At 48.0% G+C, this 25,660-nt stretch carries 26 protein-coding genes; 2 read left to right on the forward strand and 24 right to left on the reverse strand.

Annotation, left to right across the window (positions count from 1 at the left end; translation table 11 throughout):
* Nucleotides 1-117 precede the first annotated feature (117 nt).
* The 5 genes from KW93_RS16010 to yneA all read right to left on the reverse strand — a co-directional run bounded on the left by KW93_RS16010 (nucleotide 118) and on the right by yneA (nucleotide 3,865).
* The gene (locus tag KW93_RS16010; protein ID WP_033544078.1) at nucleotides 118-369 is read right to left on the reverse strand and encodes a YneF family protein; all 252 of its coding nucleotides are present in this window, start codon (nucleotides 367-369) and stop codon (nucleotides 118-120) included.
* A gap of 150 nt (nucleotides 370-519) precedes the next feature.
* Nucleotides 520-2,520: a transketolase gene (gene tkt / locus KW93_RS16015; protein WP_033544056.1), complete on the reverse strand. Its 2,001-nt coding sequence runs from the start codon at nucleotides 2,518-2,520 to the stop codon at nucleotides 520-522.
* Nucleotides 2,521-2,605: 85 nt separating this feature from the next.
* Nucleotides 2,606-2,839 carry a DUF896 domain-containing protein gene (locus KW93_RS16020; protein ID WP_033544079.1) on the reverse strand — a complete coding sequence of 78 codons (234 nt, stop codon included), beginning with the start codon at nucleotides 2,837-2,839 and terminating at the stop codon, nucleotides 2,606-2,608.
* Nucleotides 2,840-2,897: 58 nt separating this feature from the next.
* On the reverse strand, nucleotides 2,898-3,551 hold the full coding sequence (locus tag KW93_RS16025; protein ID WP_033544057.1) for a YneB family resolvase-like protein: 654 nt from the start codon (nucleotides 3,549-3,551) through the stop codon (nucleotides 2,898-2,900).
* Nucleotides 3,548-3,865: a cell division suppressor protein YneA gene (gene yneA / locus KW93_RS16030; protein ID WP_033544058.1), complete on the reverse strand. Its 318-nt coding sequence runs from the start codon at nucleotides 3,863-3,865 to the stop codon at nucleotides 3,548-3,550. Before yneA ends, KW93_RS16025 begins: the two co-directional genes overlap by 4 nt.
* A 162-nt stretch (nucleotides 3,866-4,027) precedes the next feature.
* On the opposite strand from yneA, the gene lexA reads away from it, so the two are divergent.
* On the forward strand, nucleotides 4,028-4,648 hold the full coding sequence (lexA, locus tag KW93_RS16035; RefSeq protein ID WP_033544059.1) for a transcriptional repressor LexA: 621 nt from the start codon (nucleotides 4,028-4,030) through the stop codon (nucleotides 4,646-4,648).
* Between the two features lie 60 nt (nucleotides 4,649-4,708).
* Here lexA and KW93_RS16040 read toward each other — a convergent pair whose 3' ends face one another.
* From KW93_RS16040 to KW93_RS16065, 6 genes are all read right to left on the reverse strand, one after another.
* Nucleotides 4,709-4,903 carry a hypothetical protein gene (locus KW93_RS16040; protein WP_033544060.1) on the reverse strand — a complete coding sequence of 65 codons (195 nt, stop codon included), beginning with the start codon at nucleotides 4,901-4,903 and terminating at the stop codon, nucleotides 4,709-4,711.
* 154 nt (nucleotides 4,904-5,057) lie between these two features.
* On the reverse strand, nucleotides 5,058-5,258 hold the full coding sequence (locus tag KW93_RS16045) for a hypothetical protein (RefSeq protein ID WP_033544061.1): 201 nt from the start codon (nucleotides 5,256-5,258) through the stop codon (nucleotides 5,058-5,060).
* Nucleotides 5,259-5,347: 89 nt separating this feature from the next.
* The gene (locus tag KW93_RS16050) at nucleotides 5,348-5,572 is read right to left on the reverse strand and encodes a hypothetical protein (RefSeq protein ID WP_033544062.1); all 225 of its coding nucleotides are present in this window, start codon (nucleotides 5,570-5,572) and stop codon (nucleotides 5,348-5,350) included.
* A 175-nt stretch (nucleotides 5,573-5,747) separates the two neighbouring features.
* Entirely contained in the window at nucleotides 5,748-7,082 is a 1,335-nt protein-coding gene (glnA, locus tag KW93_RS16055; protein ID WP_033544063.1) for a type I glutamate--ammonia ligase, read from the reverse strand.
* A gap of 39 nt (nucleotides 7,083-7,121) precedes the next feature.
* Entirely contained in the window at nucleotides 7,122-7,505 is a 384-nt protein-coding gene (locus tag KW93_RS16060; protein WP_033544064.1) for a MerR family transcriptional regulator, read from the reverse strand.
* Nucleotides 7,506-7,595: 90 nt separating this feature from the next.
* A complete protein-coding gene (locus KW93_RS16065) occupies nucleotides 7,596-8,831 on the reverse strand; it encodes a methionine gamma-lyase family protein (RefSeq protein ID WP_033544065.1) in 1,236 nt (411 codons plus the stop codon).
* 104 nt (nucleotides 8,832-8,935) lie between these two features.
* On the opposite strand from KW93_RS16065, the gene KW93_RS16070 reads away from it, so the two are divergent.
* On the forward strand, nucleotides 8,936-9,538 hold the full coding sequence (locus KW93_RS16070) for a trimeric intracellular cation channel family protein (protein WP_033544066.1): 603 nt from the start codon (nucleotides 8,936-8,938) through the stop codon (nucleotides 9,536-9,538).
* Between the two features lie 59 nt (nucleotides 9,539-9,597).
* On the opposite strand, the gene KW93_RS16075 is transcribed toward KW93_RS16070, so the two are convergent.
* From KW93_RS16075 to KW93_RS16135, 13 genes are all read right to left on the reverse strand, one after another.
* Nucleotides 9,598-9,897 (reverse strand): rhodanese-like domain-containing protein, encoded by a 300-nt coding sequence (locus KW93_RS16075; protein WP_033544067.1) that lies wholly within the window; start codon nucleotides 9,895-9,897, stop codon nucleotides 9,598-9,600.
* Nucleotides 9,898-9,997: 100 nt separating this feature from the next.
* The gene (hfq, locus tag KW93_RS16080) at nucleotides 9,998-10,222 is read right to left on the reverse strand and encodes an RNA chaperone Hfq (protein WP_033544068.1); all 225 of its coding nucleotides are present in this window, start codon (nucleotides 10,220-10,222) and stop codon (nucleotides 9,998-10,000) included.
* A gap of 10 nt (nucleotides 10,223-10,232) precedes the next feature.
* Nucleotides 10,233-11,189 (reverse strand): tRNA (adenosine(37)-N6)-dimethylallyltransferase MiaA, encoded by a 957-nt coding sequence (miaA, locus tag KW93_RS16085; RefSeq protein WP_033544069.1) that lies wholly within the window; start codon nucleotides 11,187-11,189, stop codon nucleotides 10,233-10,235.
* Nucleotides 11,182-12,102 (reverse strand): alpha/beta fold hydrolase, encoded by a 921-nt coding sequence (locus tag KW93_RS16090; protein ID WP_052131667.1) that lies wholly within the window; start codon nucleotides 12,100-12,102, stop codon nucleotides 11,182-11,184. The genes miaA and KW93_RS16090 overlap by 8 nt, the downstream gene beginning before the upstream one ends.
* On the reverse strand, nucleotides 12,099-13,763 hold the full coding sequence (locus KW93_RS16095; RefSeq protein WP_081987047.1) for a glycerol-3-phosphate dehydrogenase/oxidase: 1,665 nt from the start codon (nucleotides 13,761-13,763) through the stop codon (nucleotides 12,099-12,101). The genes KW93_RS16090 and KW93_RS16095 overlap by 4 nt, the downstream gene beginning before the upstream one ends.
* 12 nt (nucleotides 13,764-13,775) lie before the next feature.
* Nucleotides 13,776-15,269: a glycerol kinase GlpK gene (gene glpK, locus KW93_RS16100; protein ID WP_033544071.1), complete on the reverse strand. Its 1,494-nt coding sequence runs from the start codon at nucleotides 15,267-15,269 to the stop codon at nucleotides 13,776-13,778.
* A gap of 15 nt (nucleotides 15,270-15,284) precedes the next feature.
* Nucleotides 15,285-17,120 carry a DNA mismatch repair endonuclease MutL gene (gene mutL, locus KW93_RS16105; RefSeq protein WP_033544072.1) on the reverse strand — a complete coding sequence of 612 codons (1,836 nt, stop codon included), beginning with the start codon at nucleotides 17,118-17,120 and terminating at the stop codon, nucleotides 15,285-15,287.
* A 4-nt stretch (nucleotides 17,121-17,124) separates the two neighbouring features.
* Nucleotides 17,125-19,650, reverse strand: a complete 2,526-nt coding sequence (gene mutS / locus KW93_RS16110; protein WP_033544073.1) for a DNA mismatch repair protein MutS — start codon at nucleotides 19,648-19,650, stop codon at nucleotides 17,125-17,127.
* A 129-nt stretch (nucleotides 19,651-19,779) separates the two neighbouring features.
* Nucleotides 19,780-20,205, reverse strand: a complete 426-nt coding sequence (locus tag KW93_RS16115) for a RicAFT regulatory complex protein RicA family protein (protein WP_033544074.1) — start codon at nucleotides 20,203-20,205, stop codon at nucleotides 19,780-19,782.
* A gap of 198 nt (nucleotides 20,206-20,403) precedes the next feature.
* Nucleotides 20,404-21,201 carry a TIGR00282 family metallophosphoesterase gene (locus KW93_RS16120; protein WP_033544081.1) on the reverse strand — a complete coding sequence of 266 codons (798 nt, stop codon included), beginning with the start codon at nucleotides 21,199-21,201 and terminating at the stop codon, nucleotides 20,404-20,406.
* 65 nt (nucleotides 21,202-21,266) lie between these two features.
* Nucleotides 21,267-22,823 carry a ribonuclease Y gene (gene rny / locus KW93_RS16125; protein ID WP_033544075.1) on the reverse strand — a complete coding sequence of 519 codons (1,557 nt, stop codon included), beginning with the start codon at nucleotides 22,821-22,823 and terminating at the stop codon, nucleotides 21,267-21,269.
* Nucleotides 22,824-23,063: 240 nt separating this feature from the next.
* Nucleotides 23,064-24,125: a recombinase RecA gene (gene recA / locus KW93_RS16130; RefSeq protein WP_033544076.1), complete on the reverse strand. Its 1,062-nt coding sequence runs from the start codon at nucleotides 24,123-24,125 to the stop codon at nucleotides 23,064-23,066.
* Between the two features lie 191 nt (nucleotides 24,126-24,316).
* The gene (locus tag KW93_RS16135; RefSeq protein ID WP_033544077.1) at nucleotides 24,317-25,552 is read right to left on the reverse strand and encodes a competence/damage-inducible protein A; all 1,236 of its coding nucleotides are present in this window, start codon (nucleotides 25,550-25,552) and stop codon (nucleotides 24,317-24,319) included.
* Nucleotides 25,553-25,660 lie beyond the last annotated feature (108 nt).

A 25,660-nucleotide genomic window follows, 5' to 3' on the forward strand; every position in this document is an offset into this window, starting at 1 on the left:
CGAAGCTGTTTTGCGCAATATCGATTACTTACCATTTTTACTTTCAGCATTTTAGTTTACATAACATAATTATAAGTATAAATCAACGAAATAAAAAAGCACTCACATGAGTGCCTTTTATTTTTTTACCGCTTTTTCTTTTTTCTCAGGCTTAGTAGCCGCTTTATTCATTTGAGCCATCATTTGATTGATTTTCTTTTGAGATGGTTTTTGTCCCATCTGCATCATCATGATGCGGAGCATTTCTTCATTAATCGGTGGATTGTCCTGCAGATACTTCATCATATAACGTCGTGCAATGAAGAATCCAAGAGCAACACCTGCGAGTAAAGCGAAAATCACGATTACGATCCAGATCCATGTATCCAACAAATATATTACCTCCCTCGTGTTGCGTAAATAAAATAGTGCACCCAAAAAATTATACTATAAAAGAAGCTCACTGACCATAACCTTGCCAAAAGAAAAAAGACACAGCCTGCATATAAAAACGGGAGCAAATTTGCTCCCGCCCAGAAATTATTCGTTGATCAGATTTTTAACTCTTGCCACTACGTTTTCAGGAGTAAATCCGAATTCCTGCATAATGCGTTCGCCTGGTGCACTTGCTCCGAAGCGGTCGATTGCAAGGATATCCCCTTCATCGCCTGTGTAGCGGTCCCATCCAAATGATGCACCCATTTCAATTGCAAGGCGTTTTTTCACAGTTGGCGGAATTACAGACTGCTTGTATGCTTTGTCCTGTTTCTCAAAGCGGTCCCATGATGGCATGGAAACAACCGATACAGCAATGCCTTCTTCTGCCAATTGTTTTTGTGCCGCAACTGCCAGACTCACTTCAGAACCGGTCGCAAGCAATACTGCCTGCGGATTTTCAGTGCCGGAAATTACATAAGCACCTTTTTCAACGCCTTCAGCTGCAAGTTCGCCTGTGCCTTCAAGAACCGGCAGATCCTGGCGTGACAATACAAGCAGAGTTGGCTGGGATTTAGCTGTAAGCGCCAATTTCCAGGCCTGCTTCGTCTCATTGGCATCTGCGGGACGGATCACGTTCAGGTTTGGCATTGCACGAAGTGAAGCCAAATGCTCGACCGGCTCGTGGGTTGGTCCATCTTCGCCGACAGCCACACTGTCATGCGTGAAGACGTAAGTGACAGGCAAGCCCATCAATGCGGACAAACGGATTGCCGGACGTACATAGTCGCTGAATACGAAGAATGTGCCGCCGAAAACATGAAGGCCGCCGTGCAGCGCCATACCGTTCAAAGCCGTGCCCATCGCGAATTCACGGACACCGAACCAGATATTGCGGCCGGCCGGATTTTCTGCATCGAAATCTCCGCCGCCTTTGATATTCGTTTTGTTCGATCCCGCCAAATCAGCGCTTCCTCCGAAGAATGAAGGAACAGTTTTGGCAATTGCGTTGACCATATCGCCTGAAGAAGAACGTGTTGCCTGTTTTTTGCCCACTTCATATTCAGGGAATTCCGATTCGAAGTTTTCAGGAAGATCGCCGCGGATGGCCGCTTTCAGCTGCTCTGCGAGTTTCGGATGCTCTGTTTCATATTGTTCGAACAGTTTATTCCATTCAGCTTCAGCTTTGCCGCCAAGTTCGTCGGTAGCTTTCCTGAATGTTTCATAGACCTCATCAGGTACGTGGAAATCCTGATCAAAAGTCCATTTATAATATTCTTTTACCAATTTCATCTCATCTTCGCCAAGTGGTGCACCGTGCGCATCCGCTTTACCGGATTTGTTCGGAGCTCCGTAGCCGATGACTGTTTTCACTTCAATCAAAGTCGGTTTGTCGGATGATTGTTTCGCTTCTGCGATTTTTGCCGAAAGATCATCCAGTTCGTTGCCGTCTTCGACGCGCAGATAGTTCCACCCGTAAGACTCGAAGCGTTTACGGATGTCTTCGGAAAAACTCATGCTGAGTTCACCGTCAAGTGAAATATCATTGCTGTCATAAAGAACAACCAGTTTGTTCAGTTTGAGGTGACCCGCAAGTGAAATCGCTTCACCAGCCACACCTTCCATCAAGTCACCATCTCCGCATAACGCAAAAGTATGGTGATCGACGATATTCAGGTTTTCTTTATTGTATATTGCAGCAAGGTGCTTTTCAGCCATCGCCATGCCGACTGCCATTCCGATGCCTTGTCCAAGCGGTCCCGTCGTCGCTTCCACTCCAACAGTATGGTGATATTCCGGATGCCCGGGTGTTTTGGAATCCCATTGGCGGAAATTCTTGATTTCATCCATTTCCAGTCCATAACCGCTTAAATGAAGCAAACTGTACAGCAGCATGGAGCCATGCCCTGCTGATAAAACAAAACGGTCACGGTTAAACCATTCCGGATTTTTCGGATTGTGGTTCATGTGTTTGGTCCATAATGTATATGCCATTGGAGCTGCTCCCATCGGCAAGCCGGGATGTCCGGAATTCGCTCTTTCAATCGCATCTATGGATAATGTGCGGATTGTGGTTACTGCCAGTTGGTCTGTATGATTAGACATGGTAACACCCTTTCTGATACAAAATTCATTCCTTATCTAGTTTAGTAAACTCCGGAAAAGAATACAACGAAAAAGAGAATAAGTATTAATTCAAATACTTATTCTCCCGGCTATTTTTGACCTTTTCAGGGGTCACATCGTCTCCATTCGGATCGATGATCGTTACATTTTCAATTGTGCCGCGCATCGTCTTGCGGAAAGTGGTCAGGTATTCCTGTCTCAAGGCGCTTTGCTCTTTCGCTTCTTCAATCGATAAACCGTCGGTTTTGGACTTTTTCGCAAGTTCATTAATACGTTTCATTTTGTCTGGTACTAACATCATACATCCACCCTTCCCTCTTCATATGGTATAAAAATAGAAAGGCAGTTGCAAGAAATTAGTTTTGGGACATTTGCTGAAACTCTCTGTAGCGCCTGTGGACTGTGGCTTTGCTCGCTTTATAGCCGAAGCCTTCAAGTGTTACCGCAATCTCATGGAAAGTCAATCCATTGTTTTTCAGGCTGACGATCTGGTCAAGCGGCAATTCAAGCCTTTCCCTTCCCTGAGGATTGCCTTTTCCTTTCAGGTTTTTTTCGGGTTTATAGCCATTTTCAACCGCCCGCCTCATACCGCGCTTGATTTTGGCATTATGTATTTTGCGCTGATATTCTTCGACGATGGCAAGAATTTCAAGCACCATATCATCCATATCGTTCAGCGCGATCTGTCCCTGGTCAGATAATGTATAGACATCCACGCCGTATTTCTTCATTACATGCAATAATGCGATTCTCGCATGGCCTCTGCCGAGACGTGTCTCGTCCTGCACAAATACAGCATCCAACTTTTCAGTTTTGATGCTGTTGAGCATTTCCAATAACCCGTCCCTGTCCATTTCATAACCGCTGTACTGATCACGGAAAACCTGTTCAACCAGATAGCCCTGCTCAAAAGCGAACTTCATCAATTCTTCTTCCTGCCGTTCAAGGGAAGTTTCCTGAGTTTCTTTATCAGTGCTTACCCGGCAATAAATATAGGCTTTTTTCTTCATTCTGAATCACTCGCCAGTTTGAGATTTTGGTCCGGAGCAAATTTAAGATGCTTTTCTGGAATCGCCAGCGTTTGACCGGCAGTAATCACAGGAGCATCCAATTGGTTCTCCTTCATAATTTCATCAATCCATTCATGATGGGGAGTATTGCCGCTGAATTCGTCAGCCAATGTCCACAGGGTGTCACCCTGTTCGATTTTGAGCTGCACCATCCGGGCCTGATCATTATTATGGGAGAACACGGAATAAAATGAAAGCAAAAGAATTAAAGCGAAAAATAGGATTACAAAAGAGTTTTTTTGCAGTGTTGCCATAAATATCGCCTCCAGGAATGTATGTTCGGAATATATGTTCTTATATTAATGCGAACAGGTGTTTTTGTCAAGGTAAAATTCGAACCTATGTTTGCATTTCAATGACCAAGTTGCTATAATAAAACTAGAAAACAAGGAATTCCAATAAAAGAGGTGAAACTGTTGAAGAAAGTATCGAAGCGCCAGGAAGATATTTTGACTTTCATTAAAGATGAAGTACAAAAAAAGGGATATCCACCATCCGTCCGTGAAATTGGGGAAGCAGTTGGTCTGGCATCCAGTTCCACTGTCCACGGCCATTTGGCCAGACTTGAAAGCAAGGGCCTCATACGCCGTGACCCCACTAAACCAAGAGCGATTGAAGTCATTTCCACGGATGAAGCCCTGATAGACAAAAGCCCTGTTCTGCATGTGCCGCTCATCGGTAAAGTTACAGCCGGGCAACCGATTACAGCAATCGAAAACGTAGAGGAATATTTCCCGCTTCCACAGTCCTACGGTACAGAAGACGATCACATCTTCATGCTTGAAATCATGGGTGAAAGTATGATCGAAGCCGGTATACTGAATGGCGATTATGTTATCGTCAAGCAGCAGCAAACGGCAAATAATGGCGACATCGTGGTGGCGATGACCGAAGAAGATGAAGCAACAGTCAAACGCTTCTTCCGTGAAGACAATTATTTCCGTCTTCAGCCGGAAAATTCTTCAATGGATCCCATTATCGTCGAAACAGTATCCATACTCGGAAAAGTTGTCGGCGTATACCGCCAGATTCATTAAGAGCAAAAAAAGAGCCGCAGGGGAACGCCCCTGCGGCTCTTATTTTTATTCTGATATTCATTATAACTCTGATACTATAATATATTTTACTAAATTGATGGTAATGCGGTAAGCCTTATTATCTGATGCACCCTGGAATTCATATGTGCCATTTGTGGGTATGCCGCTTAACGCAGACTCTTTGCTTGTTGCTTTAACTTGGTGGATCAAAGTGTTTCCTTGATCAAAAAAGAATTCAAGCTGGAAGTTTTTCATCGTATTGCCTCCTGTCTACAGTATCCATCTCTCTCCATTAGTTTAGCATACATGGATAAAGAACTGGAAATCAGGTGGAATATTCCTGCTTCAGACAAAAACTCTTTTGCTGCCCTAAGTTTCAGGCGACAAAAGAGATTTTGCATTTAATGCGTCAAGATTTACTTTCTTTATTTCGCTGCAGATCTACCCACCATTCAATATGGGAGCATTCAAAAACGATAAGATCGCCATAAGGTCTGCTGTGCGGGATTGTCTTTGCCTCTAAAAATCCATTGATTTCCTGTTCAGACAGCGGATAATCCACTGACTTTAAGTAAGTGATCAGATTTTTAATCCCATGGATTCTCCCCATTTAATCACCTCCAACAAAATTTTCTTTGCGTACAAAGAAAATTCAGTACGAGTTATTAAACCGGGTGGCATAAGATATTATACCCGCTCTCATTCAGTATTAATCTTAATTGCAGGCTCTTCAATTTCACTGTAGGCAATTCTTTTCTGCTGCCCGCAATTCTTGCAGATGAAAATTGCGGCCTTGGATTGCCCATCGTCCTCTTTTTCCTTGCACAATAAATCAAAGTCTTCGGTGCCGCAACCGTCACACGAATTATCATCACGGTCGTTTCTCCCAAAAATTCCCTTAAAGTCTAACCACGTTTCAAACACGTACCTCTCCCCTTTAGCTCAATCTCCTGGAGTATGAGCACCGGTCTTTCAAATAGAATAAACTTGATATCCCGGTTCTTCCTCTAATATCCAGATTACAATAAAAAATTCCTTATTGCACCAATTTATAAAGAAAAAAACCACAGAAGCTGGTAAGCTTCTGCGGCCGGTCCCATTAATACATCTTCAAGTACTGTTCACGTTCCCATGGGTGCACGGTTGTTCTGAACATATCCCATTCGATTTCCTTCGCTTCCACAAAGTTGTTCAGTATATGGCTTCCCAGTGATTTCACCATAACATCATCAGCCTGCAGTTCCTGCAGCGCTGCATATAATGTACTCGGCAGGTCTTCGATTCCGACTGCCTGGCGTTCTTTTTTGTTCATTGCATAAATATTGCGGTCAACAGGTTTTGGCGGAGTCAATTTGCGTTTGATCCCGTCAAGTCCCGCTCCCAGGAGAACGGCCATGGCCAGGTAAGGGTTTGCTGCCGGATCGACCGATCTTACTTCTATGCGCGTCGACAAGCCGCGTGAAGCTGGAATACGGATCAGCGGACTGCGGTTCTGGCCGGACCATGCTATGTAGCAAGGTGCTTCGAAACCAGGCACAAGGCGTTTATACGAGTTGACTGTCGGGTTCGTAACAGCTGTAAAGCCTTGCGCATGTTCGAGAATCCCTGCCATGAACTGGAATGCGGTTTCACTCAGTTGCATGTCTCCATTTTCATCCAGGAAAGCATTCTCATTGCCTTTGAACAATGATACGTTCATGTGCATGCCTGATCCACTGACACCGAACAACGGCTTCGGCATGAAAGTTGCATGGAGTCCGTGTTTTCTGGCAATTGTTTTAACCACCAGCTTGAAAGTCTGGATATCATCGCAGGCTTTCAGGGCATCGGCGTATTTAAAGTCGATTTCGTGCTGGCCCGGAGCCACTTCGTGATGGGACGCTTCAATCTCAAAGCCCATTTCCTCAAGTTCCAGAACGATATCCCGACGGCAGTTTTCGCCAAGATCCATAGGTGCCAGGTCAAAATAGCCGCCGTGGTCGTTCAATTCCAGAGAAGGTTCTCCTCTTTCATCGAGTTTGAACAGGAAAAATTCCGGTTCAGGACCCAGGTTGAAATGAGTGAATCCAAGTTCTTCCATCTCTTTCAGGACACGCTTCAGGTTATTGCGGGGATCTCCGGCGAATGGCGTGCCGTCAGAATTATATATATCACAGATAAGACGGGCAACCTTCCCTTTGCCAGTGATCCACGGGAATACGACCCACGTATCAAGATCCGGGAACAAATACATATCGGATTCTTCGATACGGACAAAGCCGTCAATCGACGAACCGTCGAACATCATTTTATTGTCCAGCGCTTTTTCAAGTTGCGATGTCGGAATTTCAACGTTTTTGATGATACCCAGGATATCTGTGAATTGCAGTCGGATAAAGTTAACATCTTCTTCCTTAACTAATCTTTGAATATCTTCCTTGGAATACTTGCCCATGCTTTTTCCACTCTCCTATTAGTTTTATGTAGCCCGGCATTATTGATAGAACCGGGATAGATCCCCTTGTCTGAAGCCGTTTCGGTTAAAACTGTTGCCTGGCATCATTTCTTCCCGGAAAATTCTCCGCACATCTTCATCACTGAGATTTTTCGGTTCAGCCAGAACATTTTGAGGCTGGTTTTTCATCTCGAACATTTTCCTGATGCCGGCAATATTAAGGCCCTGGTCGAGGAAATCCTTAATTTCAAACAGCACATCCACATCATTTAATGAAAACATGCGTTTATTGCCGTCTGTCCTGGCAGGGCTGATTAATCCGTGTTCTTCATAATAACGGATTTGACGCGCGGTCAGATCTGTAAGCTGCATCACAATGCTGATCGGCAAAATTGGCATTGACCGGCGGACACGATTCGTCATATTGCTCACCCTTTATTTTTTACTTACAATAAAAGAATATCATGTGTCAGTTTTCCTGTCAAACCTATGTTACATTACCTGACATATATTTTATTTCAGCAGTTCCTTTGATTTCAAATACTGTACGGAGTTCAGAACTGCTATTTTCACATGTTCATACGTCAAACCGCCTTGAACAAAAGCAGTGTAAGGCGGACGGATTGGTCCATCGGCTGTAAGTTCAATGCTTGAACCCTGAACGAAGGTGCCTGCTGCCATGATGACATCATCTTCATAGCCGGGCATATAGGCTGCTTCCGGCAGAAATTGGGCATTCACTGGCGAATTGGCCTGAATGGTGCGGCAGAATGCCACCATCTGTTCAGCATTGGCAAAAGAAACTGATTGGATCAAGTCTGTGCGCTCATCTGACCAATGCGGTGTAGTTGCCATTCCGGCATCTTCGAGCAATGCAGCAGTGAAAATGGCTCCTTTCAAGGCCTGGGAAACAATATGCGGAGCCATGAAAAAGCCCTGATACATATCCGGCAATGTATTCAGAGACGCTCCTGCCTCTCCTCCTATACCCGGAGAAGTCATGCGGTATGCGCATTTTTCCACTAAATCCTTTTTACCCGCAATGTAGCCGCCGATTTTCGCCAGGCCGCCTCCCGGATTTTTAATGAGGGAACCGGCAATCAGATCCGCTCCCGCTTCTACAGGTTCACGTTCTTCCACAAACTCACCGTAGCAATTATCGACAAAAATGATGGCTTCCTGTTTCAGCTTCCGGAGTTCTGCCACCATTTCTTCGATTTCATCTATTGTAAAAGAAGGACGGGTATCGTATCCCCTTGACCGCTGGATGGCGATAACTTTTGTATTTCGGCTTATCGCTTTTTCGATTTCTCCCCAATCGGGTTTATTGTCTTCCGTCAAGTCAATATGACGGTAGCTGATGCCGAAATCACGCAGCGAACCGGTGTCCTTTTCTCCTCCCGAGACAATGGATTCCAGTGTATCGTAAGGTTTTCCCGTTATATAAAGAAGTTCATCGCCGGGGCGTAAAATACCGAATAACGAAATTGTAATGGCATGGGTGCCGGAAATAATCTGTGGGCGGACAAGCGCCGATTCCGCCCTGAATACCTCCGCATATACTTTCTCCAGTGTATCTCTGCCTTCGTCATCATAGCCGTAGCCGGTTGAGGGATTGAAATGGTGGTCACTCACTTTATGGCTGTGAAATGCGGTCAGCACTTTTTGCTGATTGATCATGGCGATTTCGTCCGCCTGCCTTAGTTGATGATGAATTTTTTCTTCTATATATCTCATAGTAGTTAACATAACTTTCTCCGTTCTTCGTTTATTTCTTCTATTCTGGTCCTTACTTGAAATTGAGCTCTTTTCTGCTACAATTCATAGAGGTTATTAATCCAGGAGGGAACAGAATGGCATGGGAAGTTTTAAGTGCGATTGGCACCATCGCTTTTGCGGTATCCGGCGCAATTATTGCGATGGAAGAAGAATATGATGTTTTCGGCATTTATCTCCTTGGCTTTGTAACTGCTTTTGGAGGCGGTGCAGTCCGTAATTTGCTGATCGGCGTTCCGGTATCTGCTTTATGGGAACAGGAAATGATGTTCCAGCTCGCACTCGCTGCCATCACGCTGGTTTTCCTGTTTCCCAATCGCCTGCTTGGCCAGTGGAATCGCTGGGGCCACTTTTTTGATGCAATCGGGTTATCGGCTTTTGCCGTGCAGGGTGCGCTTTATGCTGTCGAACTGGAACTTCCCGTCTATGCAGTGATCGTAGCTGCTGTCCTGACAGGATCAGGCGGGGGCATCATCCGCGATTTGCTGGCAGGCAGAAAGCCCCTTGTACTGAAAGCGGAAATCTACGCTGTATGGGCCGCAATTGCCGGCTTGCTGATCGGTGTCGATTTGATCAGCAATGATTTCACCCTTTATATTCTCTTCGCCGCCATCCTGGTAATGCGGGTTTTATCCTATACGTATAAGTGGCGGTTGCCTTCAAGAAAAATTACTGTATGATAAAAAAACTGCCGCCCGGCTAATTATACGGGCGGCAGTTTTAAATTGACATGAATTTTTCAGGCGATTGTTTCACCTTTCCAGGCCAGCATGCCACCTTCAACGTTAATGGCGTCTATCCCCTGTTCAGTCAGGAAATCGCTGGCCCGTCCGCTGCGCGCTCCGGAACGGCATACAATATAGTACGGCTCACCGGAACCGAGCTCATCGGCACGGATGTCGATTTCCCCCAACGGTATATGCTTTGCCCCAGGTATCATTCCCGCAGCCACTTCTTCCGTTTCACGCACATCGATGATGTTCAGTTGCTCACCGGATTCAATGCGTTCCTGCAATTCATCAGTTGTGATCGTTTTCATATTTTCCACCCCCGAACGAGTTGACTCTTATAAAATCCTAGCGGGTAAATTTGCCGCTGTCAATTGAAAAACCGGCCACTTGTGCGGCCGGTTTTTCTTTTTACTCCTGATGTTCGATGGAAACCGCTTTTGCGGGTGAAAATGTGGAGATTGCATGTTTGTAGATCAGCTGTTGCTTGCCGTCCGTTTCGACCAGCACTGTAAAATTATCATAGGATTTAATGGTTCCTTTCAATTGGAAGCCATTGAGTAAAAAAACTGTAACAAAAATATTATTTTTACGCAGCTGATTCAAATAAACGTCCTGGATATTTACTGGTTTCATGAAAATCCCCCTATTTCACCTGATCTTGTTTTTGCTCACCAATTATTTCAATTCGACGCTCACGTTTGTTTTCCTGCATGATTTGCTGAATTAATTTAATATTTTCCTCCATCGGTTTTCGGCCGTCAATCCAATAGACCGGCAATTTGTTGCGAAAATAGGTCAATTGCCGTTTTGCGTAATTCCTTGAATTCTTTTTCAGCAGTATAAGGGCCTGTCCTAGATCCATTTTCCCGTCGAGACAGGCATAAATTTCCTTGTAGCCAATGGCCTGGATGGACTGCACATCTCTTATCCCTTTTTGATGGAGAGCAGCAACTTCCTCCATCAGCCCTTCTTCCATCATCCCATCGACTCTCCGGTCAATTCGCTCATACAACTCTTCTCTCGGCATATCAATGCCGACAACCAACTCATTATATATTGGTTGCAGCGCCCGGCTCCGGTCGACTTTCTCTTCGCTTCCAATTAAAATCTCAAGTGCCCGGATCACTCTTCTTGTGTTATTCGGATGGATATCGGCATCCGGATCCAGAGCGATTAATTTTCGGTGCATATGGTCCGGTCCAAATTGTTCCAGTTCCTGATATAACTCAGCGCGCAATTCTTCATCAACCTGCGACTCGGAGAAACGGTAGTCGAACAGTACTGCCTGCACATACAGCCCCGTGCCACCCACAATGATCGGCAATTTTCCGGCCACTGCAATTTCGTCGATTTTATTCCTTACCAGCTGCTGGTATTCCGCCACTGAAAATGGCTCTTCCGGGTCTTTGATATCCAGCAGGTGATGTTTCACGCCGCCCATTTCCTCGGCTTTCACTTTTGCGGTGCCGATCGACATGCCACGATATACCTGCATGGAATCCCCATTGATGATTTCTCCGTCAAATGCCTTTGCCAATTCGATGCTCAGCGCCGTTTTTCCGGAAGCAGTCGGCCCGACAACGGCCAGCACATCAATCATAAGCAGCCATCCAATCCGCCATCACCCGGAAAAAGCGTTCTTTTTCCACTTCATGGAGAAGTTCGTGCCGCGCTTCTTCCCCTAAAAACACTTTGATTTCCTGAATTCCCGCTTTTTTGTAATCGGCAGCGGCTGCAAACAGATCTTTTCCGTTTTGCCCCACCGGATCCTTTGATCCCCCGATCAGCAGAATGGGCAAATCTTTCCGGATTTTAGCGATTTCCTCTTTTTTATTGATCAGCAGCATGCCTCCGATCAGATCGGCAAAAAACTGATTGGTCGACACAAAGCCGCTCATCGGATCCGCTTCGTATTTCGCAACTTCACTGGCATCACTTGAAAGCCAGGCAAAAACGGAGTCCTCTTCTTTGAACGCCTTTATGAATGGACCGAAAACGAGTGAACCAAGCATTTTACTTTTCTCGTCTTTGCCATTCAGTGTCCCCTTCGCCTTAGCAAGCAAAATGCCGAGCTGCCCTGCAATGCCCGGGTTCCCGCCTGTGCCGGAAAAAACAGCGCGGGAAACAGTGCCGCTGTGCAGCTGGATGAACCGTCGTGCAACGAACGAACCCATACTGTGGCCGAACAGCACAAGCGGCATCTCCCCGATCTGCTGCCGGACGGCGAAAAGGACATCACTGACGTCTTCCACCACGCGGTCAAATCCATTTTTTTCTGAAAAATAACCTTCCACGCCATTTCGTTCGGCGGTGCGCCCATGCCCCCGCTGGTCGTGCCCGGAAACTGCGAAACCGCGGTCCGTGAGGTACTGGATGAATTCCTCATAGCGGCCAATGTGCTCGGCCATGCCATGGATGATATGGATGTGGGCTTTCGGATTTTCAGGTTCATAGACTTCATAAAAAACTTCATGGCCATCAGAGGCCGTCATAAAACTTTTTGTGATCTTCACTGGAGCACCCCCCTGCCGAACCGGGTGGCTTTATCAATTTCATCCAGTAAATCCTGCCGGAACCGTTCTTTTTGTTCCGCACTGTAATTTAAGTGTTTGGCCATATAATCCAGCACCTGCTCTTTATAGCGGATGACATCGGCTATATGGAAATAGAGGTCGCCTGTCCGCCTGATGAAGAAATCACTGGGTGTCATGGCCATTTCATCTTCGATGGCATAGGCCACAACAGCTGCCAGCACATCAGGCAGTCCGTCACTGTGCGGTTCAGCAGAACGGATCCAGTATTGCTCAAAAACTTTTCCGGCATTGGTGCCATAAAATTGTGCAAACATCCGCCCTTCTTCCGGGCTGAGTCCGAATTGCTCAGATTGCAGCGCCATGGAATGGACAAAGCGCGGGAATTTTTGTGAACCTCCGAAGTCTCCGCCGGATAATGGCAGTTTACGGGTGACCGACCTGCCATATTTTTTGCTGCCGTTTTTCTCCAAAGATTTTGTAACGCGGTCGACGATGGCTTCGGCCATTTTCCGGTAACCGGTCAGCTTTCCTCCGGCTATGGAAATCAGCCCGTTTTCGGATTCCCAGACTTCATCTTTTCGAGAAATCTCAGATGGATTTTTCCCTTCTTCATACACCAGCGGACGTACACCTGCCCAAGTGGATTCCACATCCGAATAGCCCAGTTTTATCGTCGGAAACATATGGGTGACCGCTTTCAGCAGATAGGTGACGTCTTCTTCAGCCGCCGCCGCATCTGCAGGATCTCCGTCATAAAAAGTATCAGTCGTGCCGATATAGGCTTTATCGTCCCGCGGGATGGCAAAAATCATCCGGCCGTCCGGTGCATCAAAATACACCGGCTGCCGAAGCGGAAAAATTTTGCGCTCGACCACAATATGCACCCCTTTTGTCAGGCGGATCTGTTTGTCGGCAGCTGCAGAATCGATGTCGCGGAGTTCATCCACCCACGGTCCTGCCGCATTTACCACTTTTTTTGCGGAAATCGCTATTTTTTTCCCGGTGACCGAACACACTGCTTCCACACCGGAAACTTTTCCATTATCATACAGGAAATCCACCGCTCTGACGTAATTGAGGCAAAGTGCTCCCATTTCTGCCGCTTTCTTCAGAATCTCCAGCGTCAGCCGGGCGTCGTCCGTCCGGTATTCCACGTAGTAGCCGCCGCCCTGCAATCCTTCATTTTTCAATAAAGGCTCTTTAGCCAGCGCTTCTGCAGCAGACAGCATTTTGCGCCGTTCCCCTTTTTTGACGCCTGCCAGATAATCATAGGCCCGCAGGCCAATGGAAGTTGTGAAAGGCCCAAATGTGCCCCCTTTATGGAATGGCAGAAGCATCCACTGCGGTTCAGTTACATGCACCGCGTTTTCGTAGACGACTTCCCGTTCACGGCCGACATCGCGCACCATCTTCACTTCAAATTGCTTGAGGTAACGAAGACCGCCGTGAATCAGTTTCGTCGACCGGCTGGAGGTTCCGGATGCAAAATCCTCCTTGTCAATCAGCACAACCGACAAGCCCCTGGAAATAGCATCCAGCGCAATCCCCGCTCCTGTAATGCCGCCGCCGATGACCGCGAGATCAAATTGGTAAAGATCCAGTTCATCAATTCTTTGCTGCCGAAGTTTGGCTGAAAACATAGTCATCCCCCTCTATTTGCTGAAATGGCGGGTGGCATCAACCGCTTTTTTCCACCCTTTATAAAGTTCCTCCATGTAAGCTTTTTCCATATCCGGTTTATACACCTTCTGAGTGGAACTCAATTCCCCTATTTCCTCAAGGCCGCTCCAGAAACCTGTGGCAAGGCCCGCCAGATAAGCGGCGCCGAGAGCCGTCGTTTCATTGAGCCTCGCCAGTTCCACGTCTTTTTGCAGGATATCGCTTTGGAATTGCATCAGAAACGCATTGCCGACGGCGCCGCCGTCCGCCCGGAGAAGCTGGATTTCAGTGCCCGAATCCTGCTCCATGCAGTCAAGCACGTCTTTCGTCTGATACGCCAGTGACTCCAGTGTCGCGCGGATAAAATGCTCTTTTTCGGTGCCTCTCGTCAAACCGAATACGGCGCCGCGTGCTTCAGAATCCCAGTACGGCGTTCCCATGCCGACAAATGCAGGCACCACATAAACGCCTCCGGTAGAAGGCACCCGCTTCGCATAATCTTCCGAATCCGCAGCGTTTTTCAGCATGCGCATGCCATCCCTCAGCCATTGGATGGCGGAACCGGCCACAAATACGCTTCCTTCAAGTGCATAAACCACTTTGCCGTCAAGGCCCCACGCAATCGTCGTCAATAGACCATTGTCTGATTTCACCGGTTCTTCGCCCGTGTTCATCAGCATAAAGCAGCCTGTGCCGTATGTATTTTTGGCCATGCCTTTTTCAACGCAGTGCTGGCCGAACAGCGCGGCCTGCTGATCGCCCGCTATGCCGGCAATCGGCACTTTTTGTCCGAAGAAAATACTTGGATCCGTTTCACCGTATATTTCTGATGAGGATTTGACTTCCGGCAGCATCTGCATCGGAATTCCGAGTTTCTCACATATTTCGGCATCCCATTCTAAGTTATAGATATTATAGAGCAAAGTCCGCGAAGCATTGGAATAATCAGTGATATGCACTTTGCCATCCGTCATTTTCCAGATCAGCCAGGAATCAATGGTGCCAAACAGCAAATCGCCTTGTTCCGCCGCCTCTCTCGCCCCATCCACCTGATCAAGAATCCATTTGACTTTAGTTCCGGAAAAATACGGATCCAGCAGCAGCCCCGTCTTTTCCCGGAACCATTGTTCTTCGCCTGATTTTTTCAGTTCACCGATGATCGGCTGCGTCTGGCGCGACTGCCAGACAATCGCGGGATAAATCGGCTGCCCGGTGTTTTTATTCCAGACAACTGTAGTTTCACGCTGGTTCGTGATGCCGATGCCGGCAATCTGCGTCTGCTGGATCCCGCTTTCCGTCAATACCTGTGCAAGAACGGAAAGCACGGTCCCCCATATTTCGCTGGCGTTGTGCTCGACCCAGCCAGGATTCGGATAATATTGCTTGAATTCTTTCTGGGAGCTGTGGACCAGTTCCCCTTTTTTATTGAATAAAATTGCACGGGAACTGGTTGTTCCCTGATCAATCGACAGGATATAGCTTTCCAACTGATCCAGCCTCCTCTAATTCATAACTCTCTTGAACATCTTTTCGACATCATACGTCCTGAAATGGATGATCACTGGACGGCCATGAGGACATGTGAAAGGCTGTTCCGCATCCTTCAGATCCCGCAGCAGCTGCTCCATATCGTGCTTCTGAAGATAATGGTTCGCTTTGATCGAACGTTTGCAGCTCATCATGATCGCCGCTTCTTCCCGCAGTTTTTTGATATCTGCCCGGTTGCCGTTCAGGACCTGCTCAATCAGTTCTTCGATGACTTCCTGCTCAAATCCTTGCGGAAACCAGGTCGGATGTTCACGGACGATGAAAGATGAATCGCCGAACAGTTCCAGAAACACACCCGTTTCTGCCAGGCTGTCGAGATTCTCCTGCAGGCGAAGTGCTTCGTCCCTGCTGTAATGGAAGGTCAAAGGCAACAGCAGCGACTGCCGCTCCATGGGATCCGCCTGCCCCACTTTTTCCCGGAAAAATTCGTATTTGATGCGCTCCTGGGCGGCATGCTGATCAATCAGATAAAAGCCATCCGAACTTTGCGCAACGATATATGTGCCGTGGATCTGGCCGACAACTTCCAATTCCGGAAACTGCGGACTTTCCTCTATTCCCTGAACGTCTCCAAAATATTCCTCCGGCGCTGAATCCGGTTGGGCCTGCAGCGCTTGTGCCGCAGGTTCGGCCGGCGGTTCGTGCGCCTGATCCCGCTCCTCCAACTCTGCAGGAGGAAAATGAAATTCTTTCCGTTCGGCCGTCTGCTGTTCGTTCACCATTGCAAAGTTCTTCCAGAGATCCAATTGCTTGGACGGGGCATATGCCTGTTTTTTCGGCTTGGGCTCTTCGATGACCGGTGCCCTGACCTCCAGACTGACGGCCTGACGAATGGTCTGGTGAATCAGATCCATCAGCTCTTTTTCCTTGCTGAGGCGAATCTGCTGTTTGGATGGATGAACATTGACATCCGTAAGATAGGGATCGCCTTCAATATTCAGCACAGTGATCGGCTGCCGCTCCAAAGGCAGGAACGTGTGATAAGCCTTATGGACGGTCGTCGCGATGGCGTAATGCTTTACCCACCTTCCATTAACGAAAAGGGAAATGTAGTTTTTATTGGCGCGTGTAATTTCAGGCAGAGACGTATAGCCGGATATTTTATAATCCTGCGATTCTCCTTCAAAGGAAATCATTTTCTTTGCGATGGCCACGCCGTAAATATCTGCCAGCACCCGGCGGATTTCTCCGCTGCCGGCTGTCTGCAGGATCGTCCTGCCGTCATGGACGAGTTTAAAGGCGACCGCCGGATAGCTGAGCGCAAAACGGTTCATCAGATCGATCGTGTGGCCGAGTTCCGTCTGCAGCGTCTTCATGTATTTGAGGCGTGCCGGAGTATTGAAAAACAATTGATCGATTTTGATATCGGTTCCCTGCCGGAGTGCATGCGGCCGGCTTTCGATGAGACGCCCGCCTTCCAGCTGCACAAATGTTCCGCTCGTGCCGTCGGAAGTCTGCAGTGTCACTTTCGATACCGAGGCAATACTTGCCAGCGCCTCTCCCCGGAAGCCGAGCGTCCGGATCCGGAACAGATCGTGTTCATTGGCAATTTTGCTTGTCGCGTGACGGGAAAAAGACAGCAAAGCATCTTCACTGTCCATGCCCGCTCCGTCATCAATAATTTGAATCGATGTCAGCCCTGCCTCTTCAAGCAGGACCTCGACCGTCCGGCTGCCGGCATCAATGGCGTTTTCCACGAGTTCCTTGACGACAGATGTCGGCCGTTCCACGACTTCACCCGCCGCAATCTTATTCGATAAAGGTTCATCCATCAAATGGATTTTGCCCATAGAATCACTCCTTCCGGTTAAGCTTCAATTGCAGATCATTCAGCATCTGCAATGCTTCAAGCGGTGTCATCGATGATATTCTCGCATCCAGAATCGACTGCACCGCTTCTTCCCTGTCGGTATCGCGGTCATCGAAAAAGGATAATTGTTCGATATGCTGTGTATGCTGTTTCTTTTCCTGTTCAAATGCGGCAAGCAGTTCACGCGCACGGGCAAGGATCGTTTGCGGAAGATTGGCAAGCTCTGCGACATGGATGCCGTAGCTCTTGTCCGCCGGCCCATGCTTCACTTTATGGAGAAAAACCACTTTCCCCGATTGCTCCATCGCTGCCACATGGACATTGCTCAATCGCTCCAGTGACCCTTCGAGTGAGGTGAGTTCATGGTAATGCGTCGAAAACAGCGTATTGGCACCGATTTTCTCGTGGATGTATTCAATCATCGACTGGGCCAGCGCCATGCCGTCGTATGTGGATGTGCCGCGGCCGATTTCATCGAACAGGAGCAGGCTCCGCTCGGTGGCATGGGTGATGGCATACTGGGATTCCAGCATTTCAACCATGAATGTACTCTGTCCGGAAACAAGATCATCCGCCGCTCCTATGCGGGTGAAAATTTGATCCACGACAGGCAGCTTCGCCGATTCTGCAGGCACATAACTGCCGATCTGTGCAAGGACGACAGTCAATGCCACCTGACGCATATATGTACTTTTACCGGACATATTGGGCCCTGTAATCAGCAGCATATTGCTGTCTTCCGTCAGGACACAGTCATTCGGCACATAATGCTGTTTGTTGAGCATCTTTTCAACAACCGGATGACGTCCGCCGATAATGGAAATTTCACGGCCGTCTGTGAAAGCAGGTTTAGTGAAACGGTATTTTTCCGCAATATTCGCGAAACTGATGAAGACGTCCAGCGTGCTCAGCGTGGAAGCAAGCTGCTGAATGCGGGAAATGTATTGTTTGACTTCATCCCGGATGACGGTGAACAGCCTGTACTCCAGTTCCAGGCTTTCTTCTTCAGCTGTCAGAATCAGCGTTTCCTTTTCCTTCAGTTCAGGGGTGATATAGCGTTCCGCATTCGCCAGTGTCTGTTTGCGTTCATAGCGCCCGAGGTCGGCGAGGTGCATATTGGCTTTTGAAATTTCGATATAATAGCCAAAAATTCGGTTATAGCCGATCTTCAGCGACTTGATGCCTGTTTTTTGCCGCTCTTCCTGTTCAAGCTGCGCAATCCAGTCTTTGCCGTTGCGGGAAGCATCCCGGTATTTATCCAATTGTTCGTTGAAACCTTCGCGGATGACGCCGCCTTCTTTAGCCGACAGCGGCGGGTTCTCGCTGATGGCGCCGAGCAGCTCACACACTTCGCCGCAGCGGTCGAGTGTCCCGGCGAAATCAGCCAGAGAAGCATTGCCCGCTTCAGCAAGCTGTTCGATGATCGCCGGCACTTTTTCAAGCGAGCTTCTCAGCTGCGCCAGATCGCGTCCGCTTGCGCTGCCAAAAGCGATGCGTCCGCTGAGGCGCTCAAGGTCATAGACTTCCTTTAAAGCATTCTGCAATTCAACTCTTGTGAAATAATGCTCGATCAGGGACTCGACCATCTGCTGGCGAAGTTCGATGCGGCTCCGGTTGGCTAGAGGCTGATGCAGCCATTGCTTCAGCTTGCGGCTGCCCATCGCCGTGACCGTTTCATCAAGCAGCCAGAGCAGCGTCCCTTTCGTCTCTCCGCCGCGTATGGACTGCAGCAGTTCCAGATTGCGCTTGGAATGGAAATCGATGCTGAGCAATTGCCCTTCTTCGCTGTAGACGAACGGCTGGATGTGTTCGAGCGACTGTTTCTGCGTACGGGCGATGTACGTCAGGAGCCGGTGGCTTGAACCAGTCAGATCCGCCGGACAGTCTTTTACCAGTGACCCATCCAGTTCATAGACAAACTCCATCGGCTCAATCGACAGCAGCAGGTCCTGAGCATCTTCATTCAGCATTAAAAACAGGGAATCGGAAACGACCAGCTCGCGTATGCCGAGTGACTGCAATTCCTGCAACAGCGCTTTGCCCTGTCCCATTATGTAAGTGGCGGTGGACTCCCCTGTGGAAATATCGATATAGGACAATGAAAAACCGCCCGGCAGTTCTTCAGCCGCCGCTATAAAATGATTCGATTTGGAATCCACGCTCTTGCCTTCTGTATGTGTGCCCGGTGTAATGAGCCGCACCACTTCACGTTTGACGACGCCTTTCGTCAATTTTGGATCTTCCACCTGTTCGCAGATGGCCACTTTATGGCCTTTGGCAACCAGCTGGTCTATGTAATTTTTTGCGGCATGGTGCGGCACGCCGCACATCGGTATCCGGTCGTCTCCATTGCCGCCTCTGCTCGTCAGTGTGATTTCAAGCAATTGGGAAGCCTGCACGGCATCGTCATAAAACATTTCATAAAAATCGCCAAGACGGAAAAAAAGGAACGCATCCTGATAATCCGCCTTTACCTGGAAATATTGTTGCATCATCGGTGTAATTGCCATTTTAAAACCTCTCTCACAATCGATTCTTCGTGTTTTCATTATAGCAAAAATACAGGGATAAAAGAAAAACCGAAAGAGTGTCGGCTCTTTCGGCTTTTCCTGTTTGATTTTATTGGGCTGCGGATCTGATTAACGGTTGCCCGGTGTCGTGCTTTTCACTTTCGAACCGGTTTCACCGCGCAGCAGGTCGCCGCCCGTCTCAGTGATAATGTTGTTCGTCACCTGGTTGGCGATGGCCGTCGATACCATCTGAAGCAGTGAATTGACGTCGCTCTGGGATTGCTTGAATTCCTGGACAATCGGCACAGCGTCAATTTCTTCTTCAATTTTCTTGATTTTGCCTTCGATCAGTTCAAGAGCGCGTTCCTTGCCGTAATGCTGGAAATTTACCGCTTGTTTCTGAAGGCTTTTCAGGCTGGCGATTTTCTCGCGGATTTGCTGGTTCTCGTTGATCTGTGCTTCCGCACGTTTAAAGAAATCCACTTCTTCTGTCGCAGAGATCATGTCTGCCACTTCGCGGGCTTTTGCTACGATTTCATCTTTTGAATACGTCATCTATTGGACACCCATTTCCTGGCCACCGGCAATATTTGTAAAATACACCGTTCAGCGGCCATGTTTTAGTTTTAATTTTTCCGCTTTGACACTTGGCTGACCATCGTTATCAGACCACTACCGCTATTATACTGAACACACAGGGCGTCCTACAAGCGAACGGCTTCAATTGTCGGAGAATCGTCACCAACTGCGGATTTATCCGCGGAAAGGATAATCATCATTGATATAAATGCGCTCGCACGACACGGCTTTGCCTGTCTCATCGTCGAGTTCCGCGAAAAATCCGCTGACGACGGAACGCCCTCGTTTCGGAACTTCAAAGCGCGTCGGCATATTGGTTTTGAACCGGTACAGCACCGACTCCTTGCTCATGCCGAGAACTTCATCATAAGGGCCCGTCATGCCGACATCCGTGATATACGCGGTGCCGCCAGGCAGAACGCGTGAATCCGCTGTCTGAACGTGGGTGTGGGTTCCGACCACCACAGACGCACGGCCATCCAGATGCCAGCCCATCGCAATCTTTTCGCTGGTCGCTTCTGCATGGAAATCCACAAACACCAACGGCGAAATGGCTTTTGCCTCTGCCAGCAGCTCGTCAGCTTTTTGGAACGGGTCATCATGCGGCGGCAGGAACACACGGCCGTGCAGGTTGATCACCGACAGTGTTTTGCCGTTTTTCGTCAGCGTCGCCATGCCTCGTCCCGGTGCTTCCGGTGAAAAGTTTGCCGGGCGGATCAAATAATCCACTTCGTCAATAAAATCGAAAATCTCTTTCTGGTCCCATGTATGGTTGCCCATCGTCACCATGTCGACGCCCATGAACAACAGGTCCTGATAAATCGCTTTGGTGATGCCTCTGCCGGCAGCAGCGTTTTCGCCATTGGCGATGACCGCGTCCGGCTGATATTTCCTCTTCAGGCGCGGCAGATACGATTCCAGTGCATCCCGTCCGATCGACCCCACAATATCCCCTATAAATAAAACTTTCATACAATCACCTTTTTCCATAAGAAAAAGGCTTCTTTGAATAGACATTCATCGAAGCCTTTATCCTATTATTTTGCATATTCAACTACTCTTGTTTCCCTGATTACGGTCACTTTGATATGTCCCGGGTAATCCAGCTCTTCTTCAATCCGCTTCCGGATATCGCGGGCCAGACGGTGTGCAGTCATATCATCGATCTGTTCCGGTCTGACCATGATTCGAATTTCGCGTCCTGCCTGGATGGCGAATGATTTCTCAACGCCTTCATAGGATTCCGAAATCTCTTCAAGTTTTTCCAGACGGCGGATATAGTTTTCCAGTGTCTCACTTCTTGCTCCCGGACGTGCCGCTGAGAGGGCATCCGCTGCAGCAACAATCACCGAAATGATCGAAGTCGCTTCGGTGTCGCCGTGGTGGGAAGCAATGCTGTTGATGACGACTGGATGTTCTTTGTATTTGGTTCCGAGCTCAACCCCGATTTCCACATGGCTGCCTTCCACTTCATGGTCAATCGCTTTACCGATATCATGAAGCAATCCTGCGCGCCTTGCCAGGGTGACGTCTTCGCCAAGTTCCGCTGCCATCAAGCCGGACAGGAATGCGACTTCCACCGAATGCTTGAGGACATTTTGCCCGTAACTTGTGCGGTAACGCAGACGGCCAAGAATTTTGATCAAATCGGGATGCAGGTTATGTACCCCAACGTCAAATGTGGTCTGTTCACCAATTTCACGGATTTGTTCATCAACTTCGCGTCTGGACTTTTCAACCATTTCCTCGATCCGCGCCGGATGGATACGGCCGTCGGATACAAGTTTTTCAAGTGCCAGTCTGGCAGTTTCACGTCTGATCGGGTCGAAACCTGACAGAATGACTGCCTCCGGTGTATCATCGATTATCAAATCGATACCCGTCAATGTTTCAAGCGTCCGGATATTGCGGCCTTCACGGCCAATGATCCGGCCTTTCATCTCGTCATTCGGCAGGTTGACAACCGATACGGTCGTCTCTGCCACATGGTCTGCTGCAAAACGCTGCATCGCCAAGGACAAAATGTTTTTCGCCTTTTTATCGGATTCCTCTTTGGCACGGATTTCACTTTCTTTAACCATCGCAGCAATATCCGTTGAAAGTTCATTTTCAACCTGCTCGAGGATAATCGATTTCGCTTCTTCGCGCGTCAAAGACGAAATCCGCTCCATTTCGGATTGCTGCTGTCGAACCATTTCTTCAGCTTTGCGTTCCATCTGTTCAATATGCTGTTGTTTTTCGGCGAGAGCTTCGTCTTTCCGTTCAAGCCCTGCCTCTCTTTTGTTTAATGCATCATCCTTGCGATCCAAATTTTCTTCTCTCTGCAACAACCGATTCTCTTGTTTTTGAAGTTCTGATCGGCGTTCCCGAATTTCAGATTCTGTTTCAGTACGCAATTTATGATTTTCGTCTTTTGCTTCCAAAAGGGCTTCTTTTTTCAGCGCTTCCGCTTCTCTCTTCGCATCTTCAATAATCTGCTCTGCAGAGTTTCTCGCACCTGCCATTTTGGATTCATTTGATTTTTTCATTACAAAATAACCAACAAACACACCGACGAGTAGACCAAGCAAAGCGAAGATGATCACGTTATCCATTCGGACACCTCCTCTTGCTATTCGTTTTTACGTTTCACAATAATTATGAATTTTTTTGTTGCTTAAAACAATGGAAAATTAGTAAATTATACATTTTTAATTGTATAGATGGACCTTTAAAGTGTCAACCCGGTGAGAGTGACTGTGTCTCAGCATCCAGCCGTCCCTGAGTAATGGCAAAAATCAAAAAGCTGCCGGCCACAAAGCATCGCTTTGCATCCGGCAGCTTACTATTCAGACTTATTCGTCGTCCTCGTCAATCAGCAGATTAAACTCTTCCGGTTCTTCCTTTGCAGCGGCAATAGTGTAGGACGCAGCTGCCATCCCGTATTGTTCACGGATTTTCCCTGCAATCTCATTGCTGATGTCGCTGTGGTCGCGCAGGTACTGCTTCGCATTTTCGCGGCCTTGCCCGATGCGGTCTTCTTTGTATGAATACCATGAACCGCTCTTCTGGATGATTTCCAGTTCTGCTCCGATATCCACGATTTCACCTTCACGGGAAATCCCTTTTCCGTACATGATGTCAACTTCCGCAGTTCTGAACGGCGGCGCAACTTTGTTTTTGACAATTTTGATCTTCGTGCGGTTACCGATAATGTCGTTGCCGGATTTCAATGCTTCAGCACGGCGCACTTCCATACGGATGGAAGAATAGAATTTCAACGCGCGTCCGCCAGTTGTCGTTTCCGGGTTACCGAACATGACACCGATTTTTTCACGGACCTGGTTGATAAAGATGACAATTGAATTCGATTTGTTGATGATACCGGATAATTTACGGAGAGCCTGAGACATCAGACGGGCTTGCAGACCCATATGCGAGTCGCCCATTTCCCCTTCAATTTCCGCTTTTGGAACAAGTGCAGCAACCGAGTCGATAACAACGATGTCAACCGCTCCGCTTCGGACCAATGCTTCACAGATTTCCAGAGCCTGCTCGCCTGTATCCGGCTGAGACAGCAATAATTCATCAATGTTGACGCCCAGACTCTGTGCATAGACAGGATCCAGAGCATGCTCAGCATCGATAAATGCTGCCGTTCCGCCTGACGCCTGAACTTCCGCAATAGCGTGAAGCGAGACAGTCGTTTTACCTGAACTCTCAGGACCATAGATTTCAATAACACGGCCACGCGGGTATCCGCCTATGCCAAGTGCAGAGTCTATAGCCAATGAACCACTGGAAACCGATGAAATATTCCGGTCGCTTTTTTCCCCTAATTTCATAACCGAACCTTTACCAAATTGTTTTTCAATTTGTTTTAACGCTACATCCAACGCTGCTTTGCGATCGCTCAAAAGAAATCCTCCTCTTAGTTAAAACCAATTTTCTACCTGTTTCTAGTATACTAGGTTATTGAGAAATACACAAGAAAAAAGCGAACGTTTATTCGTGTTCGTATTTTAAATTTATCATTTAAAACACGTATAATGACCATAACCGCTTTTTGAACAGGAAAAACGCGCAAAAATAATTTTTGCGCGTTTTTTTAACGGGAAAGTGTTCGTATTAAATAATGCAAGGCCAGTTTAACCGTACGGATCCGGTTGGTGTTGCGCATGCCTGACAGTTGCAGGCGGTATGCTTCGCTTCCCGCTTCAGAGGAAATTGCGATCCAGACGGTTCCTGCAGGCTGGCCGCCGTGTGCGTCCGGTCCGGCAACCCCTGTCAGTCCGATGCCGTAATCCGTACCGAATTTATGCCGGACATTGTCCGCCATGGCAAGTGCCGTCTCTTCACTGACGACACCATGCGTTTTCAGAAGTTCAGCGTCAATCGCAAGCTGGCTGATTTTAATTGCTTCATTATAAGCGATAACTCCACCGGCAAGAACAGAACTTGCTCCCGCAACAGAAGCAAGTTCCGACTGGAAAAGCCCCGCCGTCAGGCTTTCTGCCGCTGATATCGTCTTATTCTGCTCTTTCAGCAGATCCACAGCGCGTGATGTCAGTGAGTCATCATCATAACCGTAAAGATATTCACCGACTACAGCCAGAATCTCTTCTTTTGCACTGTTGATGAGTTTCCACGCCTCATCAGCGGTATCCGTCTTCGCCGTAATGCGCAGCGTTACTTCACTGGCTGATGCCAGCGGGGCAATCGTTGGATTCGTCTGTTTTTCAAGGATATGATCAAGGCGGTCTTCAAGTTCCGCTTCACCGATCCCGTAAAAACGGAGAACATGTGAGATGATGACATTTTCTTTATTCAGCAGGCGGATCAGTTTCGGTTTTGCCTCGAACTGGAACATCGGCTCGATTTCATGAGGCGGCCCCGGCAGCAGGATGTAGATCCGGCCGTTGTGCTTATAGAACATGCCCGGAGCCATGCCATTGTGATTGACGAGCACTTCGCTGTCTTTCAGGATCAGCGCCTGCTTTTTATTGTTTTCGGTCATTGGCCGCTTCGCGCGTTCGAAAAATTCGCTGATCGAATCCATCGCTTCTTCGTCCATCTGGAGGGTCGTACCGAGATGTCTCGCGATCGTTTCTTTCGTCAGGTCATCTTTGGTCGGTCCGAGTCCTCCGGAGAAAATAATAAGATCAGCGCGGCTTTCCGCAATTTTAATGGCCTGTTCAAGGCGCTCCGGATTGTCGCCGACCACTGTATGATAATAAACATTGATGCCGATTTCGGCCAGATGCCCGGAAACAAAACGGGCATTCGTATTCGTTATCTGTCCAAGCAGCAATTCAGACCCCACTGCAATAATTTCAGCATTCATTCGGGCAACCCCTTTGTATTTAATAATATATAAAATCTCAGTAGCCGATATTACGCAAAACAGCTGCGCTTGCCTGGAGGCTCGCGCTGAGCTAACTCGTGCTCGTTG

It is taken from the genome of Planococcus sp. CAU13 (assembly GCF_000775575.1).
GTDB lineage: Bacteria > Bacillota > Bacilli > Bacillales_A > Planococcaceae > Planococcus.

Excerpts from the sequence above, each read along its gene's own strand:
- tkt (WP_033544056.1), bottom strand. The coding sequence starts at position 2,520 with ATGTCTAATCATACAGACCAACTGGCAGTAACCACAATCCGCACATTA.
- KW93_RS16020 (WP_033544079.1), bottom strand. The coding sequence starts at position 2,839 with ATGTTAGTACCAGACAAAATGAAACGTATTAATGAACTTGCGAAAAAG.
- KW93_RS16025 (WP_033544057.1), bottom strand. The coding sequence starts at position 3,551 with ATGAAGAAAAAAGCCTATATTTATTGCCGGGTAAGCACTGATAAAGAA.
- yneA (WP_033544058.1), bottom strand. The coding sequence starts at position 3,865 with ATGGCAACACTGCAAAAAAACTCTTTTGTAATCCTATTTTTCGCTTTA.
- KW93_RS16040 (WP_033544060.1), bottom strand. The coding sequence starts at position 4,903 with ATGAAAAACTTCCAGCTTGAATTCTTTTTTGATCAAGGAAACACTTTG.
- KW93_RS16045 (WP_033544061.1), bottom strand. The coding sequence starts at position 5,258 with ATGGGGAGAATCCATGGGATTAAAAATCTGATCACTTACTTAAAGTCA.
- glnA (WP_033544063.1), bottom strand. The coding sequence starts at position 7,082 with ATGGGCAAGTATTCCAAGGAAGATATTCAAAGATTAGTTAAGGAAGAA.
- KW93_RS16060 (WP_033544064.1), bottom strand. The coding sequence starts at position 7,505 with ATGACGAATCGTGTCCGCCGGTCAATGCCAATTTTGCCGATCAGCATT.
- KW93_RS16065 (WP_033544065.1), bottom strand. The coding sequence starts at position 8,831 with ATGTTAACTACTATGAGATATATAGAAGAAAAAATTCATCATCAACTA.
- KW93_RS16070 (WP_033544066.1), top strand. The coding sequence starts at position 8,936 with ATGGCATGGGAAGTTTTAAGTGCGATTGGCACCATCGCTTTTGCGGTA.
- KW93_RS16075 (WP_033544067.1), bottom strand. The coding sequence starts at position 9,897 with ATGAAAACGATCACAACTGATGAATTGCAGGAACGCATTGAATCCGGT.
- hfq (WP_033544068.1), bottom strand. The coding sequence starts at position 10,222 with ATGAAACCAGTAAATATCCAGGACGTTTATTTGAATCAGCTGCGTAAA.
- miaA (WP_033544069.1), bottom strand. The coding sequence starts at position 11,189 with ATGATTGATGTGCTGGCCGTTGTCGGGCCGACTGCTTCCGGAAAAACG.
- KW93_RS16095 (WP_081987047.1), bottom strand. The coding sequence starts at position 13,763 with ATGTTTTCAGCCAAACTTCGGCAGCAAAGAATTGATGAACTGGATCTT.
- mutL (WP_033544072.1), bottom strand. The coding sequence starts at position 17,120 with ATGGGCAAAATCCATTTGATGGATGAACCTTTATCGAATAAGATTGCG.
- mutS (WP_033544073.1), bottom strand. The coding sequence starts at position 19,650 with ATGGCAATTACACCGATGATGCAACAATATTTCCAGGTAAAGGCGGAT.
- KW93_RS16115 (WP_033544074.1), bottom strand. The coding sequence starts at position 20,205 with ATGACGTATTCAAAAGATGAAATCGTAGCAAAAGCCCGCGAAGTGGCA.
- KW93_RS16120 (WP_033544081.1), bottom strand. The coding sequence starts at position 21,201 with ATGAAAGTTTTATTTATAGGGGATATTGTGGGGTCGATCGGACGGGAT.
- rny (WP_033544075.1), bottom strand. The coding sequence starts at position 22,823 with ATGGATAACGTGATCATCTTCGCTTTGCTTGGTCTACTCGTCGGTGTG.
- KW93_RS16135 (WP_033544077.1), bottom strand. The coding sequence starts at position 25,552 with ATGAATGCTGAAATTATTGCAGTGGGGTCTGAATTGCTGCTTGGACAG.